This window comes from Veillonella absiana (genome assembly GCF_032970865.1).
Classification (GTDB): domain Bacteria; phylum Bacillota; class Negativicutes; order Veillonellales; family Veillonellaceae; genus Veillonella; species Veillonella absiana.
Map to the genome: position 1 here is coordinate 100,369 of NZ_JAWJZB010000005.1, position 19,157 is coordinate 119,525.

Here is a 19,157-nt window from a genome sequence, read left to right on the forward strand (position 1 = left end):
TTACTAGATGGATATTTTCTATAGAGAGATATTTCTGATTTAATAGTTCAAAGGAAAGGAGGCAGCCATGCAATTATTGCGTCTTGAGTTAAAAGGCTTTAAATCCTTTGCAGACAAAACAATCGTTAAATTTTCACCAGGCATGACTGCCGTTATTGGTCCTAATGGTAGTGGCAAGAGTAACATCACTGATGCCATGAAATGGGTATTGGGCGAATCCAATGTGCGTAATTTGCGTGGTCAAAAGGCGGAGGATATCATTTTTTCCGGTACGGAAAAACGTAGACCTATGGGCGCTGCAGAGGTCACTTTGGTATTTAATAACTCCGATGGCCAACTTGATATAGATGTGACAGAGGTGGCTATCACTCGTCGCATTTACCGCAGTGGTGAAAGTGAATTCCAAATCAACAAACGCAATTGTCGATTAAAGGATATTCACATGCTTTTGGCTGATACGGGTCTTGGTCGTGATTCCATGGCTATCATCGGTCAAAATAGAATCGATGCGATTTTGAATAGTAAGCCAGAGGAACGCCGTTTAATCTTTGAAGATGTGGCGGGTATTTCTCGATTTAAATTAAACAAAGAAGATGCATTACGTCGTATTGCTACTACAGAGCGTAATATGGAGCGTATTCAAGACGTAATGGCTACCATTGAGGATCAATTAGAGCCATTACAAATCAAGGCGGAAACGACGAAAAAATATATGGTCTTGAGTCGAGATAAACGAAATTACGATGGCGCATTGGGCTTTCACCAATATAAAACGTCAGATCGTTTGTTAACGCGTTTTGAAAATGAGCATATATCCTATAATGATGAAGATAGCCAGTTACAAACGGAATTGTCCACATTGGATGCGAAACGTCATACATTGCAAGCCTCTACGAGTACTGACCAAGAACAGTTGAAGCAATGGGAAGCGGAATTTGCCCAGTACCAACGCGAGGAAGAACGCGTGGCGGGTCATCTTCGTTTATTAGAGGAACAGTTGAGTACAGCGCGTCGCGAATTTGAGGAAACCACAGCTCGTTTAAGTGAGCTGGAGGCCATCAAACAAGGTGAGGCGCAACAAATTCAAATCTTGGAACAGTTGATGTCTAAGGATACTGCTGAATTACAGGCGAAGGAATCTTCTTTAGGTACATTGGAATCTGACTATCAACAGGCTATGGCGGCAGTCAATGCTGAACAATCTCAGTGGCAGGCGGCACAGGATAAAATAGATAACCGTCAAGCAGAACATATGAATCTCGTGACCTCTATTGAATCCAATAAGGCAGCTATTCGTTCCCTAGCGGAACGTCGTCGTGAAACACAAGTGTTGGAAGCAACGCTAACAAAGGAAATTCAAGATGTTCAAGTGGAATTAGATGCAGCTAAACATGAGTTTGCCAATATCCATAACAAGTTTACTGAATTGGGTGATCGACGCAAGTCCTTCATGGACGAAGAGCAACATGTGACAGTAACGATTCGTGAACAGCGTAAAGAACTGCAGAAATTGCGCAGTGATTTACAAAAGGCGCAAGGTCGATTGGAACTATTAGGCCAATGGGCAGAGCAACATGAAGGTTATCTAGAAGGTACGAAACATGTATTGAATGGTAAAGGACCGTGGCGTTCTGAATTAAAAGGTGCTGTTGGGGATGTATTTACTGTAAACGATACATTCGTAGTCGCTATTGAAACGGCCTTGGGTGGCAGTGTTAACCATGTTATCACTACTACGTCTAGAGCGGCGGCAGAGGCTGTGAATTACCTGAAATCAACGCAAGGCGGGCGTGTAACGTTCTTGCCGATGGAATCTGTGAAAGGGCGGCCTTTTGATACACCAGCCCTAAAGGAACCAGGTGTTCTAGGCACTGCGATGGATTGTATTTCCTTTGATACGAAGTACAAGGATATATTCCAATATTTATTGGGCCGTACACTTGTTGTAGAATCCATGGAGCAAGCTATCCAAATTCAAAAAAAATACCATCAACAATTGCGGTTAGTAACGCTTACAGGGGAACAATTCCAACCTGGGGGTTCTCTTACTGGTGGTGCTACCAAGCGCAAACGTAGTTCTGTGTTAAGCCGCAAGGATGAAGCACAACGTTTGGAATCAGATATTCAGAAATATATAGACTCTGAGGCGAAGATTACTCATAGCCTTCAGGAACTAGAATCTCGCCTCGTGATGATGCAAGAAGAACGTCGCGAAGTAGATGAACAATACCAACACATGAATCTCATCGTCGTTTCCAATGAAACGAAGGTAGACAATATAACTAATCAAATGGCTCGTAAAGAACGTGTGTTGCAAGAACAAGTACAGAAACTCGCTCAATTCGATGTAGAACAGACTACATTAGAACAGGCTATTGAAAGTACGGAACAAGCACTACAGGACCTAGCTGGTGATGGAGAAGCTGGTTTAAACCAAGTGGAACGGATGGCCAAATTGTCAGCGTTGCAACAAGCTCAACAAGAGGCTTATGAGGCTTTCACTAATATGCGAATGCAATGTGAACAATTGCGTCAGAACATGACGAGTCGGGAACAGCAACAGCGTGAACGTGAAGCATCGTTAGCATCCATGGATGAGCGTATGACACCATTACAAAGTTCATTGCTAACTATTCAGACTCGATTAAATGATACATTGCCACAGGAGCAACAGAAATTGCAAGCGGAACTGGAAACGGTAAGCGCCAAGGTTCAAGAACTAGGCAAATTACGTGATGAGGCGTATACGAAGACCTCTGGGGCTCGCAAGGAATTGGAAGATATTCTAAGCACTCAAGAGGAACTGAATAAGCGGCATAAATTAGTGCAGAGCCGATTGCTCGATATGGAGGGCAAGCTGACACGATATCGCATGGAATGCGAGCGTGCTGTGGAAGAATTACAGGCCATGGGCTTTACCCTTGAGGAAGCGGCGCAATTATCCCTGGTTGGCTCCGTGAATGACTGGAAAGATGAGCAAGCTCGTTTGCTAGCTGAAATCACCGAGTTGGGCACGGTTAATCCGAACGCCGTAGAGGAATACGAGGACACACAAAATCGCTATGATTTCCTTAATACGCAACATATGGATCTAGTGACGGCGAAGGAACAATTACAGGCCGTTATTGCGGAAATGGATAAGGCTATGAGTACACAGCTCTTAGAGGTACTCGATATTGTAGGCATACGATTCCAAGAGGTATTTAGTAAACTCTTTGGTGGTGGTACAGCACAAATCGTGCAGACAAATCCTGATGACATTTTAACGGGTGGTATCGATTTCTATATTCAACCGCCGGGGAAAAAACGCCAACAGTTGAGCCTGCTCTCGGGTGGTGAAAGAGCGCTCACGGTTATTGCTTTATTATTTTCGTTCTTGGATTATCGTCCAGCACCATTCTGTGTGCTCGATGAGGTTGATGCTGCACTGGATGAAGCCAATGTAGAACGATTTAGTCATTATTTGCATCAAGTGAATGGAGAAACGCAATTTATTGTTGTATCTCATCGTAAGAAAACGATGGAGGCAGCGGAAGTATTACAAGGTGTTACCATGGTGGAACGTGGGGTATCTCGTTTATTGACAGTAGCATTTGAAGATGTGAAAGGGGATCTAGCATAATGGCATTTGGATTCTTTAATAAGATTAAGGAAGGTTTGGAAAAGACTCGCAAGTCTTTTGTATCGAATGTAGAACGCGTAATTATTGGTTACGCTCAAATTGATGATGATTTTCTAGATGATTTGGAAGCAGTCATGCTTCAAGGTGACTTAGGAATTAAAACAACAGAGTATTTGATGAAAGAAATCCGTCGTGGTGTTACAGAAGGTATTATCAACAATACTGGAGAGGTTATGCCATTTATGGAAGATCGTATTTCTGAAATGCTTGATGCACAAGAGGATGATATCACCTTGCACCATCCTGAGGTAATCCTTGTGGTTGGTGTTAATGGTGTTGGCAAGACTACTACAATTGCTAAATTAGCTAACTATTATACTAAAGAAGGGAAGAAGGTTATCATTGCGGCAGGTGATACATTCCGTGCCGCTGCGGCAGATCAGCTTTCAATATGGGCAGATCGTGTAGGTGTGCCTATTGTAAAACATCAAGAAGGTTCAGATCCTGCAGCCGTTGTCTTTGATGCAATGGTAGCGGCTAAATCTCGCAATGCAGATTTAGTTATTGTTGATACAGCTGGCCGTTTACATACAAAGGTCAACCTCATGGAAGAGTTAAAGAAAATTGGTCGCGTTGCTAATAATCATGTGGAAGGTGCACCGCACCAAACACTGTTAGTACTTGATGGTACAACAGGTCAAAATGCGGTAAGCCAAGCAAAATTATTTGGACAAGCAGTACCTGTAAATGGTATTGTAGTAACGAAGCTTGATGGTACCGCCAAGGGTGGTGTAGTTATTTCCATCAAGGAAGAATTAGGTGTTCCTGTACGTTGGATTGGCGTAGGGGAAGGCATGGATGATTTGCGTCCTTTCAATGCGAGGGAATTTGCAAATGCACTATTTGATAAAGGAATGATGAGTGGTGACAAATAAATTTAACCGTCCATTTCTTTTAGAATACGTAGAATCTGAAAATACAGCCAATGGCTATAATGTATGTCTAGAAGATATGAACAAAATTGTTGATTTAATTGAACATTTTGGTATCGAGTTATATCGACCTATTACACGTTTGTTGTTATCAAACTGGGCAGAGGTTAGTGAGCGTATTAATCACTATACAGAAGAAGAATGGGCTTTGGCTACAGAAATTCAAAAGAGCACACCAAAGCTTGATCGTTTTTCCGTAGCTATGCTTATGGAGGTCTTGGAAGGTGAAGATACTTATAACCAAGGCGAAAATGTAGGTACACGACTAACAGAGGCCGAAATGAAAGCTATCCGTAAAGCACAGGATGAGCAATAAGCAGGCAATATATGAAAAAAACAATCATGCAATCTATTGAAGGGGGCCAACCATTTAAGGTGGAGGCGCCCTTTGTGCCTAGTGGGGACCAACCGCAGGCCATCGAATCCCTTACTGAGGGCATTAATCGTGGCGAGTGGGCACAAGTCTTACTCGGTGCTACTGGTACTGGTAAAACCTATACAATGGCAAAGGTTATTGAAGCCGTTCAAAAACCGACACTCATCATTGCGCACAATAAAACATTGGCCGCGCAATTATGTAGCGAGTTTAAGAGCTTCTTTCCTAATAATGCCGTAGAATACTTTGTATCCTACTATGATTTCTACCAACCAGAGGCATATATTCCATCTAGTGATACCTATATCGAGAAGGATGCCTCTATTAATGATGAAATCGATAAATTACGCCATAGTGCGACCATGAGCTTGTTCGAGCGCCGTGATGTCATCATCGTGGCCTCTGTGAGCTGTATTTACGGCTTGGGTGACCCTGAGGACTATTCGAAACTCGTATTGTCCTTACGATTGGGCCAAACGAAATCTCGCGATGAAATTTTGTCCAAGCTTGTAGATATTCAATATACTCGTAATGATATGAACTTTGTGCGTGGCACATTCCGCGTGCAAGGGGATACCATCGAGATTTTCCCAGCCGCCTATAGTGAAAGAGTGGTTCGCGTGGAACTCTTCGGTGATGAAATCGACCGCCTCGTGGAGGTGGATTCCCTCACTGGTGATGTCATTGCGGAACGTAAACACGTAGCGGTCTATCCAGCCTCTCACTATGTAACAACAAAAGAGAAAATGGATATTGCGGTACAACGTATCGAAGAAGAATTAGAAGATCAACTAGCAATGTTGAAATCCAAGGACCGTTTGCTCGAGGCACAACGATTGGAACAACGCACGCGGTATGACATAGAGATGATGCAGGAAATGGGATATTGCTCGGGCATCGAAAACTATTCCCGTCATATGTCTGAACGTAAGGCAGGGGATGCACCGTATACGTTAATTGATTACTTCCCTGATGATTTCCTCATCATGGTGGATGAATCCCATGTGACGATGCCACAGGTGCGCGCCATGTATAATGGCGACCGAGCTCGTAAGGAATCCCTTATTGAATATGGTTTCCGTTTGCCGTCAGCACTGGATAACCGACCATTAAAATTTGAGGAATTTGTAGAGCGTATTAATCAAATCGTATACGTATCTGCTACGCCAGGTCCCTATGAAATGGAAGTGGAAACGAATATTGCGGAGCAAATCATTCGTCCTACAGGCTTATTGGATCCAACCATCGAAATGCGTCCTATTAAGGGCCAAATGGATGACCTTTTGGGGGAAATTCATGAACGAGCTAAGAAAAATGAGCGCGTTCTAGTAACGACATTGACTAAAAAAATGGCTGAAGATCTAACGGAATTCCTCAAGGAAATGGGCGTTCGCGTTCGTTATCTCCATTCCGATATCGTGACCATCGAGCGGGCTGAAATCATTCGTGATTTGCGTGCCGGTGTCTTTGACGTATTGGTTGGCATTAACTTGCTTCGTGAAGGTCTCGACATGCCAGAGGTGTCCTTGGTGGCTATTCTAGATGCGGACAAGGAAGGGTTCTTGCGTTCTGATACGGCTATGATTCAAACCATTGGACGTGCCGCTCGTAATGAACACGGTCACGTTATTATGTATGCGGACCGCATCACGGGTTCCATGCAACGTGCTATGGATGAAACAGAACGGCGTCGCGAGGTTCAACAGGCCTATAATACAGAGCGTAATATTACACCTACCACAATTAAAAAGGACGTTAAGGATCTCATTGAATTAACTAAATTGGATGATGATGGTACGGATATGATTGATCAATTATCCGATGATACCATGGCTGATGCGTATGGTTCTGGTGAAAGCTCCGCCACACGCTCTAAATCTGGTGGACGTGGTCGCAAGACAGCTAGTAAATCGGGCGCCAGTGGCGCTAGTGCGTCTGGTTCCACTAATGGGCGTGGATCATCTAACGGTGGTACGCGAGGGGCAAAAGAAGTCTTGGTATATGACCAAGTCGCAGAATCTGCTTATGTGGCTGAATTAACGCCAGAAGAGTTATATAATAAAATTGAAAAAATGGATCGCGATATGAAGGCCGCAGCAAAACAATTAGACTTTGAACTGGCTGCAGAATTACGTGATACCTTAGGCGAATTACGCCAGCAATGGGCCGATATGCATAGTGCAAAGGACGGTAAACTGGTAAAACCAAAATCGACGACCCGAAAACGGACTACGCCGAAAAAATAAAATAAGTAACGTGACTAGAGCTACTGATAGATTGTGATACATCCTGTATACTAGTTACGTTACTTTTACTATAGTTATTACCATATACACATATATGAAAGGTATAACATGAAGGACCAATTAATTGTTAAAGGGGCGCGTCAGCATAACCTTAAGAATATAGATATCGCTCTACCAAGGGACAAATTTATTGTCCTCACTGGTTTGAGTGGTTCCGGTAAATCGTCACTCGCCTTTGATACGATTTACGCGGAAGGGCAACGAAGATATGTAGAATCTCTATCTGCCTATGCCCGCCAATTTTTGGGGCAAATGGATAAGCCTGATGTAGACTACATTGAGGGGCTTTCACCAGCCATATCCATCGACCAAAAAACAACGAGCCGTAACCCTCGTTCCACGGTGGGGACGGTAACAGAAATTTATGACTATTTGCGTTTGTTATTTGCACGTATCGGTCATGCCCATTGTCCAAATTGTGGTAAACCCATCACACAACAAACGATTCAACAAATGACGGATGATGTAATGAGTTTCCCAGAGGGGACAAAAATCCTCATTTTGGCACCTATGATTCAGGGCAAAAAAGGTGAACATAAATCCATATTTGAACAATTGCGTAAGGAGGGCTTTGCCCGTGCTCGCGTGGATGGTCAAGTGCGCACCTTGGATGAGGACATCTATTTAGAGAAAAATATAAAACATACCATCGACATTGTCGTTGACCGTCTCGTGGTGAAAGAAGGCATTGAAACGCGTCTCGCCGATTCCATGGAAACCGCCGGCAAATGGGCGGAGGGCCTTGTGGTCGTGCAAGAGGTGGACGGACCTGAACACCTGTACAGCCAACATTTTGCTTGCTCAGATTGTCATATTTCCATTCCTAAAATCGAACCGCGTATGTTTTCCTTCAATAGCCCCTTTGGTGCCTGTCCTGCCTGTGCAGGTATTGGTAGCACCATGGAGGTCGATGAGGAATTGGTGATTCCAGATGGTTCCATTTCCTTTGCCGACGGTGCGGTTCTTGCCTTGAGTTCCAATCCCAATGCGTGGTTTATGCGTCAATTAGAGGGCTTGTTGAAAGCCAATGGCTACTCGTTAGATAATTGCTACGATGAATTGCCTAAGGCGTTGCAACATAAAATCATGCATGGCACAACGGACAAAGTTGAATTTGACTACGAAAACATGCGTGGTGAAATCAAGACATTCTTCACAGAATACGAGGGCATTTTGCCAATGATAAAACGCCGTCACAGTGAAGCTAGCACGGATACGATGCGTGAAGAATTTGAAAAATTCATGTCCATTAAACCATGTACGACTTGTCATGGCGCTCGTTTGAAACCAGAAGTATTGGCTGTCTTGGTGGATGGTAAAAATATTGATGAAGTCACTGATTTTACCATTAAAGAAGCATTGGAATTCTTTACGGGTTTAGAATTGAGCGAACGTGAAAAAATCATCGGTGCTCAAATTTTGAAGGAAATCAATGCCCGTCTTGGCTTCTTGAACAATGTAGGCTTGGATTACTTAACCATGAGCCGTAGCGCTGGTACATTATCTGGTGGGGAGGCCCAACGTATTCGTTTGGCTACCCAAATAGGTTCTGGTCTTGTAGGCGTATTATATATTCTTGATGAACCATCCATCGGTTTACATCAACGAGATAATGATCGCCTCATCGAAACATTGAAAGGCCTTCGTGATTTAGGTAATACATTGCTCGTTGTGGAACATGATGAGGATACGATGCGCTCCTCTGATTATCTTGTGGACATTGGCCCTGGTGCTGGTGAACACGGTGGTCAAATCATCGCCCAAGGTCCTGTAGAAGATGTGATGAAGGTGGAGGAATCCATTACTGGACAATATCTGAGTGGGAAACGCTTTATTGCTCTCCCAGAAGAGCGCCGTAAACCTAGCAAGGCTTGCATCGAAATTCGTGGGGCCAAGGAAAATAACTTGCAAAACATCAATGTGAAATTCCCTATCGGTCTATTCAATGTCGTTACAGGCGTGAGTGGCTCTGGTAAATCTACATTGATTAATGAAATTCTCTATAAAGGTTTAGCGAATAAATTGTATCGTTCCTATCATCGCGTAGGGGAACATAAGGAAATCAAAGGCTTAGAGAATATTGATAAAATCATTAATATCGACCAAAGCCCAATCGGTCGTACACCGCGTTCCAATCCGGCCACCTATACAGGTGTATTCGATGCCATTCGTGAATTGTACAGTCAAACCCCAGAGGCCAAAATGCGTGGCTATAAACAAGGGCGCTTTAGCTTTAACGTAAAAGGTGGCCGTTGTGAGGCCTGCCGTGGTGATGGTATTATCAAAATCGAAATGCATTTCCTACCTGACGTATACGTGCCATGTGAGGTATGTAAAGGTGATCGCTATAATCGCGAAACCCTTGAGGTAAAATATAAAGGTAAATCCATTGCTGACGTACTCGATATGACCGTCGATGATGCTGTGGAATTCTTCGCCGCTATTCCTAAAATTTACCGTAAAATGGTGACACTCCAAGAGGTAGGCCTTGGCTATATTCGGTTAGGTCAACCAGCAACGACATTATCTGGTGGTGAGGCACAACGTGTTAAACTCGCAACAGAATTGGCACGTCGCAGTACAGGCAAAACACTATATATCTTGGATGAACCGACAACAGGCCTTCACGCTGAGGACATTCGTAAACTATTATCCGTATTACAACAACTTGTGGATGGTGGCGATACAGTTGTGGTTATCGAACATAATTTAGACGTTATCAAAACGGCGGATTACATCATCGACCTTGGCCCAGAGGGCGGTAACCGCGGTGGCACTATCGTAGCCACAGGTACACCTGAGGACATTTGCAAGGTGAAAGAAAGCTATACCGGCAAATTCCTAAAACCTGTGTTGGAACAAACCAAGAAATTTATGAAAGTTGCCGCTAAGAAATAAGAAAGGACGTACATGGTTTCTGAAGAATTATTAGAAAAGGTGAGCCATCTGCCAACGACACCCGGTGTGTATCTGTGGCATGATAAATACAATCGAATCATCTATGTAGGCAAAGCCATCAATTTGCGGAATCGTGTGCGTTCCTATGTTCGTCAGGATGCAAATCGGGCGCCGAAGGTAACGGCTATGATGCGCCGCGCCGTAGATGTGGAAATTATCCAAACGAAAACGGAGATGGAGGCACTCATCCTCGAAAACACCCTCATTAAGGAGCATCATCCAAAATACAATATCATGCTCCGCGATGATAAAACCTATCCGTACATCAAGGTGTCCGTGCAGGAGGATTTCCCTCGCGTGTACATGACGCGCCGCATGGAACGAGATGGGGCCAAATATTTTGGACCTTTCACAGACGTAACGGCGGTGCATCAAGTGCTGAAATTACTGTACCTCTATTATCCATTGCGCACATGCCGTTCCATGAAGGTGGACCGTCCGTGTCTACAGTATCACATGCATTATTGCGAGGCCCCTTGTGTGGGATTGGTGAAAGCTGAAAAATACCGCACCTACATCGATGAGGTAATGCAGTTATTTGAAGGCAAGCATACACCATTGCTAGATACAATTCAGAAAAAAATGGAAGATGCGGCAGAGCAGTTGGAATTTGAACAGGCTGCCAGATATCGTGATCAATTGACGAGCATCGGTAAAATCCAAGAAAAACAACGTATGGTAACCCAGAGAGGTGATCTGGATGTGCTTGGCATTGCCATGGAAGGTAATTTGGCATGCGTTCAATTGCTCTTCATCCGTGGTGGGCGTCTGCTAGGTCGTGAGAACTATTTCGTCAATACTGAAGGCGATGAAGCTGAAATAATTATGACGGAATTTATCAAACAATACTATGGTTCTACCACATTCATTCCGAAGGAATTATTGCTGCCTATGGAAAGTTCCGAGCAACAATTATTTACGGAATGGTTTACTGATATGAAAGGCCAAAATGTAGATATATCCGTGCCACAGCGTGGTTACAAGAAGGATATGATCAACATGGCCCATGAAAATGCTCAAACCTTCCTCAATGAACGCCGCCGTCAGTGGCAACATGAAATCGATAAAACTGGTGGTGCTGTGAAACGCTTGGCAGAGGTACTTGATTTACCTCGTTTGCCGGAACGTATGGAATGCTTTGATATTTCCCATACCCAAGGTGCGGAAACGGTGGCATCTATGGTTGTATTCGAAGGTGGTAAACCAGCAAAGAAGGAATATCGTCGCTTCAAGTTGAAAACCACCCAAGGCAAGCCAGATGACTTTAAATCCATGGCTGAAATCATGGAACGTCGTTATGGCAATGAAACAGATTGGCCTATGCCAGACCTCATCGTTATCGATGGTGGTAAAGGGCAGTTAAATGCTGCTTTGCCATTGATTCGCCAAGTAGGTGTTGTGGATGTACCAGTTATTTCCTTGGCAAAACGAATCGAAGAAGTATTCGTGGAAGGTAAATCAGATAGTATTATCCTGTCTCACCATACGCCAGAACTACAACTACTCCAACAAATTCGTGACGAAGCCCATCGCTTTGCTATTACCTATCATAGAAAACTCCGTGGTAAACGTAATCTTGAATCCATCCTTGATCATATCGAAGGCATTGGACCAAAACGCAGACAAGCACTGTGGAAAGAATTTGGTACGTTGGAGAAGATGAAAGAAGCGAGTGTGGAGGAATTAGAGCAGGTGGAATCTATGAACCGGAAATCCGCACAGACGCTTTATAATTTCTTCCGAATGAGCAAAGCCGAAAAACAAGAGGTGCTTAGACCGTAAATTGCTATAAGCTGTAACATAAAATTCCTCTTTCTCCTACATACCTAAATCACCACCAACTAATCTTGGACGATGTTCAAGTGTGTACCGTGCTTGGGATTTTATTCTATCGCCAAGGAGGCTTGTAAATCGCAACATAAGGAATAAGGTAATAATTTGTCAGAGTTGGGATAGGACTAAATTAATCTCAAAGTATAAAAGGATAGCCCCCTCTTTTTAACGCGCCTTAGAGCTTTGCTCTTTGAAGCGAGAAAATGAGGGGGCTATCCTTTTGATTGAATTTGATTAAACCAACTCTGACAAATTATGGTTATCTCTTATGTTGGATATACCAGGCCCGAGCCGTAAATAAAATCCCAGCCACGGACACACTGGAAAGGAGTCCAATCCAGACACCATACGGCCCATACTCCGGCATCCTACTTAATATATACGCCACAGGGAAGCATACGCCCCAATAGGAGAATAGTGAGATATAGGAGATGATGCGTACATCTTTGTAGGCTCGTAAAATACCTTGTAATGGTGTACCGAAGGCATCGATAACGGCAAAGAATACAGCATAGGATAGAAAGCTCATAATCAAATCGAATACTACTGGATCGGAGGTGAATAGGCCGGCAATGTTTTCCATATGTGTGAAGGAGTAGGAGCAGAGTAATGTAGCTACGATTAGTGCAAAAATACGTGCAATGTAGGCGTATTGGCGCGCTTCTTTTGGCTTGCCTGCACCTAGTTCATAGGCAACCGCGATAGTGGCAGCCATACTAATGCTCAATGGGAAACAGTAAAATATATTGGTGAAGCTCAAGGCAGATTGATGAGCAGCCACAACAGCGGTGCCGAATTGAACCATCAATAGACCGGCAATACTAAAAATACTTGTTTCAAAGAAGATGGAAAAACCAATAGGTAAACCGATTTGTAATTGTTCACGAATATAGGTCCAGGAGGGTAATTTCCAGTTGGAGAAAATATTATATTCTTTAAATGTAGGATGGAAAATGAGGACTAAACTGTAGAGAATAAAATTACTCCAACAAGTAATAGCTGTGGCATAACCTGCGCCGATGCCACCAAGCTCAGGAAGGCCAAAGTGGCCAAAGATCAAGGCATAGTTAAAGAATACATTAAGGACAAATCCAAAGACTACGATGGCCATGGAAAAATGAGTTAATCCATGAGAGTCGATAATATTCCGTAATGTGCAACCCCATAAAATAGGGAAGAGGCCGATAGAGAAAGCTTTCAAATAGAAGACGCAAATTTCATAAGCTGCTGGTTCCATATTAAGATATAGTAAAAATGGCTTCATTCCAAAGTATCCCAGTAACCATAGTAATAGAGCTAGACCAGTGGCAATATAGAGACCCTCTTTAGTGATGTTGCCGATATGTTTGATTTTTCGCCCCCCTAATAGTTGGGATACGATTGGTGTGATGCCTAGTAATATGCCCATCATAAAGGTGTAGAGGGCAATCCAGATATTATATCCGATGGATACGCCGGCTAGATCGACGGTGCCGTATTGCCCGGTGAGAAAGATGGCAATGAATGAGCCACCTAGCAGCGCAAATTGTGTCACTGCCATCGGTGTAAAGAGGCGGATAAACATGATTATTTTATCTATAATCGTATTAGTTGGATTCATGAAATCTCCTTAATCCAAAATAAAAAGCAAACTATGTGTAGGCACACAGATTGCTATGATTGTACTTTCAGCATTACGCTTTTAATTGATATATATAGTATAGCAGAGTAGATGGAAATAAGGTAGCATTGAGAAAACTATAGAATTTATTGTGCTGAAGGTATTAAATAATAATGATGTAGTATGCATTATTTATTGATATGTAAATTTTGATAAAACCATTGATTTAATATCTATTTTTTTAGTATAATTAATATATTCGATATAGTCATGAGGATACACTGAAACCATGTTCAATGGATTATGAGCAGGATAACAGTGTAATACATCTGCGTGAAATTGCTACAGATGTGATTAATTAGGAGGAAAATCATTGGATTATTTTAGTGCAGCCGGTATATTAGCTATTGTTCAAATCATTTTGATCGATATTTTGTTAGCCGGAGATAATGCTATTGTTATTGGTATGGCGGCTCGTAATTTGCCAGCACATTTACAAAAGAAAGCTATTTTCTGGGGTACATTTGGTGCTATCGCGTTGCGTTTAATTATGGCATTCCTATTCGTAGAGGCCATCAACAATATTCCAGCATTACGTTTAGTGGGCGGTCTTTTGTTATTATGGATTGGCTACAAACTTGTAGCTGGTGATGATTCTGAGCATAATGTAGAGGCTAAGGATAATCTTCGTGCAGCTATTACAACAATCGTTATTGCCGATGGTATTATGGGCATAGATAATGTATTGGGCGTAGTGGGTGTCGCAGGTGGCGACATGATGCTTGTAGCTGGAGGTATGCTTATCACTGTACCTATCATCGTATACGGTAGTACATTGTTCGTGAAAATCATTGAACGCTTCCCAATTATCCTATACGTAGGTGGCGGTATTCTTGCGTGGGTTGGCGCGGCTATGAGTCTTGAGGATAACTTGATTAAACATACAGTGGAACCATATGCATTGGCGATTAAAATTGCCGCAGTGGTGCTTGTGTTAGGTATTAGTCTCTTGGTGAAAGCTAAGCTTGTGTTAGGTATTAGTCTCTTGGTGAAAGCTAAAAAGAATAAGCAAATAGCTGAATAATAATTGGAAATATTCAAGTAAGTATGTGAATAACAATTCCAATATGTTCATGAATTACCTGAATAATAAATACAATATGATTCAGGATAATTAATACGATTCAACATAATTAATAGGATCCCTCTTAGTGAAAGCTAGCTTTCACCAGGAGGGATTTTTCTATACTACCTATAGTCGATAGCACTATAATTATGCTATACTACAAGGTAGATTATTAAGAAAATAAATAATAGAAACCTAAGTTGGATTGAGTATGAGGGGTTGGAAATGTGGAATTTTTAGAGTTAAGTACATGGATAATTATTGGCAAGATTATTATGATAGATATTTTGCTAGCTGGCGATAATGCTGTCGTTATTGGTATGGCCGCAGGAAAATTGAGCCCGGACCTCCAAAAGAAAGCGATTTTATGGGGGACATTTGGTGCCATCGCGTTGCGCTTGTTATTTGCAACGGTATTAGTAGAGGCGTTACATTTGATTCCAGCCATTCATTTGGGCGGTGGTCTCGTATTGTTGTGGATTGCCATTCAATTATTGAAAGGTGATGACGAGGAACACAATATCGAAGCTAAGGATTCCTTACGTGGCGCCGTATTTACGATCATTATGGCCGATGCCATGATGAGTATCGATAATGTACTCGGTGTAGTAGGTGCATCCAATGGTCACTTGGAATTTGTTAGCGTCGGTATGTTAATTACGGTGCCACTCATCATTTACGGATCTTCCATATTTGCTAAATTAATTGGTAAATACCCAATCATCTTGTTATTTGGCGGTGGTTTGCTTGGTTGGGTTGCCGGTGAAATGATGGTAGAGGACCCAATTTTAATGCCATACGTACAAGGTGAGGAATTGTTCTTTAAAATTGGTACCGTATTCTTCGTTCTTATCGTAACAGCGATGATCAAGGCATACCGTAAATTGAAAGCAAGAAAATAGTAACATTAATCATAAGTAGGATACAATGGGAAAACAACAACGAAAACAAGAAAAAACATCCAAGAAATGGGCGAATCTGCCTGTTTCTATGGATGAAATTGTTTCAGTCAATATTCATGGTATCGGTTCTAGTGGCGAAGGAGTGGGCAAAGTACAGGATTTTACTGTCTTTGTCCCTTTTGCGTTACCAGGGGAAACCGTAACCGTAAAAATTACAACACTGAAAAAAACATATGCGGTGGGTCAACTAGTATCAGTGGATATGCCGGCAGATAATCGTATCGAGCCGAAATGTGAGCTCTACGGCACCTGTGGGGGCTGCCAGCTACAACATATTACATATGAAGGACAACTGGCCCTTAAAACGCAAAAAGTGCGTGATGTCATTGAACGTATCGGTCACCTCAATCCCGATTTGGTAAAACCAACGAAGGGGCCTGAAAATCCTTGGGCGTACCGCAATAAAATGCAAATGCCTGTAGGTGGTACAAAACAACACATCAAAATGGGCTTCTATGCCATGGGTTCTCATGATATCGTGCAGGGCACCAATTGCCTTATCCAACGAGATGAAAATAACCAAATCGCTCAGGTCTGCTACGATACAGTCGTTCATTTAAGTATCGAGCCATATAACGAACTCACCGGCGAGGGTATATTGCGCCATGTTATTGGCCGTATTGGTGAAAGTGGATGGATGGTAATCCTAGTTACCACAAGTGAAAGTCTACCAAATGCAGACAAATGGGTAGCAGCCATTCGCGAACAATTACCACAAGTAACATCCATCGTACAAAATATTAATCCCAAGAAAACAAATGTCATCTTGGGACCAAAAAATATTTTACTATATGGTGATGAGTACATTCGAGATAGCATCAAGGACATCTCCTTTAATCTATCTCCACATTCCTTCTTTCAGGTTAATCCTGAACAAACAACAGTACTGTACGATCAAGCATTAACCTATGCGGACCTACAAGGCGATGAAACCGTTATCGATGCGTATTGTGGCACAGGAACTATATCCTTGTTCCTAGCCCATAAAGCAAAACACGTCATCGGTATCGAAATAGTAGAACCAGCTATTCTAGATGCACGGGAAAATGCGAAACGCAATGGCTTTACCAATACCGAATTTATCGTAGCCGACGCCGCCGTAGAAATGCCAAAACTCTACAAAAACGGTGTGCGTCCCGATGTTATCGTTTTCGATCCCATCCGCGCCGGCTGTAAGGAAGAAGTCCTAACCTCTGCCGTTGCTATGGAACCAAAGAAAATCGTTTACGTATCCTGCAACCCAGCCACCATGGCCCGGGACATCGCCATCTTAGTAGATAACGGATATGAACTACAAGAAGTCCAACCCGTGGACATGTTCCCCATGACCAGCCATGTGGAGTGCGTAGCGTTGATGTCAAGGGTTCAGAAGTAATGTGTGAAAAGGACTTGAAATAAGGGGATTTCCGAGGGTTGAAGGTTAAACTTCAGCTCTCGAATTTTTGGTTGTAATCGAGGAACCATTATTATCGGTCAGGGCTCGAAGCTTGGCTGGACCAGCAATGTTATCATTGGTCTGTTTATAGCATTTGCGATTGCCGCCATTGCCTTTTTTAAGATTGAGTCGAGCAAGGCCAACGCATTCGTTGATTTCAAATTATTCAGCAACAGCACCTATACCGGCGCAACGCTGTCAAACTTTTTGCTGAATGGAGCCGCAGGAACGATTTTAGTCACACTTACTCTTGTGCAGAAGGGTGCCGGCTTATCCTTCTTCGAGGCCGGTTTGCTTACCTTGGGCTACCTGACTGCCATCCTTGCTACGATAAGGGTCGGGGAAAAGCTCCTGCAAAAATGGGGGCCGCGCAAGCCAATGCTGTTGGGCTGCAGTATTACGGCTGTGGGCATCCTGCTTAACTGCCTCAGCTTTCTTTATGCCTGGCAGTATATGATAGCCTCAGTCATAGGTTTCACACTGTTTGGCATAGGATTAGGGTTTTACGCAACTCCTTCAACTGACGCGGCCTTGTCGAACGTCCCACAGGACCAGGTGGGTGCTGCGGCCGGGATTTACAAGATGGCCTCCAGCTTGGGTGCGGCTTTTGGAGTTGCAATCTCAGCCGCGATTTTCACGGGGTTAAGCAGTGAGAAGGTTGTTTACTGGCATGAACTTTTCATAGGCCGTACCGATAATGTGGAAGTGAGGTTTGCCGCTGCTGTGGCCTTGCTTTTCAATCTCTTGATGACCCTTGTCGCGATAGCGGCAATCACAAAGACCGTTCCCAAAAAAGCTTAGGATTGAAGCTGGAGGCCTCGGGAAAACGATTTTGCCTGATCATTTTAAAAAGGCCCATCGGTATCGTGCTTCAGAACGATACCGATGGGCTTTTTTATTAAGAAAACGGCTTTCCCTGTTCGTAGCGCGTTCTTGCAATGGGAGATCCGATAGCTACATTTAGGAAGTATTAAGAAAGAAACCCGAATTGCAATAATAAGTTGAACACCCGGCGAACCTTTATGCAGTAAGTGCTGCAAGCATTTCTTCCCTAAAGCACTCCTCGGGTGTCTTATAGCCGAGTATTTTTCTTGGCAGGGTGTTGGCCCAGCACTCTACTCTGGAAATGTGTTCCACTGGGTAATCCTGGATTTTCTTCCCTTTGGGAAGAAATCGACGGAATAAGCCGTTGTGATTCTCATTCGTACCTTTGTCGCTGGAGCAGTACGGATGCGCATAATAGATCCGTGTGTGACTTAGTTTCTCTAGCTCCGACAGGCTAGAAAACTCACTGCCATTGTCTGTCGTAATGCTGAGGAACACTCGGCTGAAACAGCCGCGGAACATTCCATCCTTTATGTTTTTTAAATGGATTTTTAAGACCTTTGTGGCTGTGTTGATTCTCACAAATACTTTTAATATCATCATGGGGATTTTTGATATGTCACAGCATGTTGTATCAAATGCCGCAGGTGTAATCATCACAGATACCAATATCGACATAACCACAGTAATAGCCAACATGGAGGAAAGTCTTAAAGAAATGGAACTCGGCCCTCTTTTAGGCTTGTGGTTACAAAGCACTCTAATAGGTTTCACCATGACCGCACTATCTATTTGCATTTTTGTCATCATCTACGGAAGAATGATAGAGATCTATTTAATGACCTCAATGGCTGCAATCCCCCTTGCAACAATGGTAAATCGTGAATGGGGCAGCATGGGTCAGAACTATTTAAGAGCCATGCTCGCCCTTGGCTTTCAGGCGTTCCTAATCATGGTGTGCGTAGGTATTTATGCCGTACTTGTACAGTCCATTTCCACCGATGGCGATATTATCAAGGCAGTGTGGACTTGTGTTGGCTACACAGTACTACTCTGCTTTACCCTATTTAAGACAAGTTCAATGGCAAAAAGCCTGTTTAATGCCCACTAAGGGACGAAAGG

Annotated in this window: 12 protein-coding genes and 1 pseudogene; 11 read left to right on the plus strand and 2 right to left on the minus strand. The window is 43.1% G+C overall.

Annotated features, from left to right (window positions below; genetic code table 11):
• The first annotated feature begins 67 nt into the window (after window positions 1-67).
• From smc to uvrC, 6 genes are all read left to right on the plus strand, one after another.
• Window positions 68-3,622 carry a chromosome segregation protein SMC gene (gene smc / locus RVY80_RS05130; RefSeq protein ID WP_317329857.1) on the plus strand — a complete coding sequence of 1,185 codons (3,555 nt, stop codon included), beginning with the start codon at window positions 68-70 and terminating at the stop codon, window positions 3,620-3,622.
• Window positions 3,622-4,557 (plus strand): signal recognition particle-docking protein FtsY, encoded by a 936-nt coding sequence (gene ftsY, locus RVY80_RS05135; RefSeq protein ID WP_295189713.1) that lies wholly within the window; start codon window positions 3,622-3,624, stop codon window positions 4,555-4,557. The genes smc and ftsY overlap by 1 nt, the downstream gene beginning before the upstream one ends.
• Window positions 4,544-4,930, plus strand: a complete 387-nt coding sequence (locus RVY80_RS05140) for a hypothetical protein (RefSeq protein ID WP_295189716.1) — start codon at window positions 4,544-4,546, stop codon at window positions 4,928-4,930. The genes ftsY and RVY80_RS05140 overlap by 14 nt, the downstream gene beginning before the upstream one ends.
• Before the next feature lie 11 nt (window positions 4,931-4,941).
• A complete protein-coding gene (gene uvrB, locus RVY80_RS05145) occupies window positions 4,942-7,236 on the plus strand; it encodes an excinuclease ABC subunit UvrB (protein ID WP_295189719.1) in 2,295 nt (764 codons plus the stop codon).
• Between the two features lie 108 nt (window positions 7,237-7,344).
• Complete coding sequence (gene uvrA, locus RVY80_RS05150) at window positions 7,345-10,194, plus strand: excinuclease ABC subunit UvrA (protein WP_317329858.1); 2,850 nt, start codon at window positions 7,345-7,347, stop codon at window positions 10,192-10,194.
• A 12-nt stretch (window positions 10,195-10,206) separates the two neighbouring features.
• On the plus strand, window positions 10,207-12,036 hold the full coding sequence (gene uvrC / locus RVY80_RS05155; protein WP_317329859.1) for an excinuclease ABC subunit UvrC: 1,830 nt from the start codon (window positions 10,207-10,209) through the stop codon (window positions 12,034-12,036).
• 310 nt (window positions 12,037-12,346) lie between these two features.
• Here uvrC and RVY80_RS05160 read toward each other — a convergent pair whose 3' ends face one another.
• The gene (locus RVY80_RS05160; RefSeq protein ID WP_295189728.1) at window positions 12,347-13,687 is read right to left on the minus strand and encodes an MATE family efflux transporter; all 1,341 of its coding nucleotides are present in this window, start codon (window positions 13,685-13,687) and stop codon (window positions 12,347-12,349) included.
• A gap of 373 nt (window positions 13,688-14,060) precedes the next feature.
• Here RVY80_RS05160 and RVY80_RS05165 point away from each other — a divergent pair, with 373 nt between their 5' ends.
• The 4 genes from RVY80_RS05165 to RVY80_RS05180 all read left to right on the plus strand — a co-directional run bounded on the left by RVY80_RS05165 (window position 14,061) and on the right by RVY80_RS05180 (window position 18,011).
• The gene (locus tag RVY80_RS05165) at window positions 14,061-14,771 is read left to right on the plus strand and encodes a YjbE family putative metal transport protein (RefSeq protein WP_317329860.1); all 711 of its coding nucleotides are present in this window, start codon (window positions 14,061-14,063) and stop codon (window positions 14,769-14,771) included.
• A gap of 269 nt (window positions 14,772-15,040) precedes the next feature.
• Window positions 15,041-15,715, plus strand: a complete 675-nt coding sequence (locus RVY80_RS05170; protein WP_295189734.1) for a YjbE family putative metal transport protein — start codon at window positions 15,041-15,043, stop codon at window positions 15,713-15,715.
• A gap of 25 nt (window positions 15,716-15,740) precedes the next feature.
• Entirely contained in the window at window positions 15,741-17,150 is a 1,410-nt protein-coding gene (gene rlmD / locus RVY80_RS05175; RefSeq protein ID WP_317329861.1) for a 23S rRNA (uracil(1939)-C(5))-methyltransferase RlmD, read from the plus strand.
• 93 nt (window positions 17,151-17,243) lie between these two features.
• On the plus strand, window positions 17,244-18,011 hold the full coding sequence (locus tag RVY80_RS05180) for an MFS transporter (protein WP_317329880.1): 768 nt from the start codon (window positions 17,244-17,246) through the stop codon (window positions 18,009-18,011).
• 219 nt (window positions 18,012-18,230) lie between these two features.
• On the opposite strand, the pseudogene RVY80_RS05185 reads toward RVY80_RS05180, so the two are convergent.
• Window positions 18,231-18,575, minus strand: a pseudogene (locus RVY80_RS05185) (IS30 family transposase); the annotation flags it as partial.
• Here RVY80_RS05185 and RVY80_RS05190 point away from each other — a divergent pair.
• Window positions 18,568-19,146, plus strand: a complete 579-nt coding sequence (locus RVY80_RS05190; RefSeq protein ID WP_459350128.1) for a VirB6/TrbL-like conjugal transfer protein, CD1112 family — start codon at window positions 18,568-18,570, stop codon at window positions 19,144-19,146. The pseudogene RVY80_RS05185 and the gene RVY80_RS05190 sit on opposite strands and share 8 nt — an antisense overlap.
• Window positions 19,147-19,157: the final 11 nt, after the last annotated feature.

What these genes read in the sequence shown, in the direction of transcription:
- uvrA (WP_317329858.1), top strand. Translation starts at nt 7,345, where the DNA reads ATGAAGGACCAATTAATTGTTAAAGGGGCGCGTCAGCATAACCTTAAG.
- RVY80_RS05160 (WP_295189728.1), bottom strand. Translation starts at nt 13,687, where the DNA reads ATGAATCCAACTAATACGATTATAGATAAAATAATCATGTTTATCCGC.
- uvrC (WP_317329859.1), top strand. Translation starts at nt 10,207, where the DNA reads ATGGTTTCTGAAGAATTATTAGAAAAGGTGAGCCATCTGCCAACGACA.
- rlmD (WP_317329861.1), top strand. Translation starts at nt 15,741, where the DNA reads ATGGGAAAACAACAACGAAAACAAGAAAAAACATCCAAGAAATGGGCG.
- uvrB (WP_295189719.1), top strand. Translation starts at nt 4,942, where the DNA reads ATGAAAAAAACAATCATGCAATCTATTGAAGGGGGCCAACCATTTAAG.
- smc (WP_317329857.1), top strand. Translation starts at nt 68, where the DNA reads ATGCAATTATTGCGTCTTGAGTTAAAAGGCTTTAAATCCTTTGCAGAC.
- RVY80_RS05190 (WP_459350128.1), top strand. Translation starts at nt 18,568, where the DNA reads ATGTTTTTTAAATGGATTTTTAAGACCTTTGTGGCTGTGTTGATTCTC.
- ftsY (WP_295189713.1), top strand. Translation starts at nt 3,622, where the DNA reads ATGGCATTTGGATTCTTTAATAAGATTAAGGAAGGTTTGGAAAAGACT.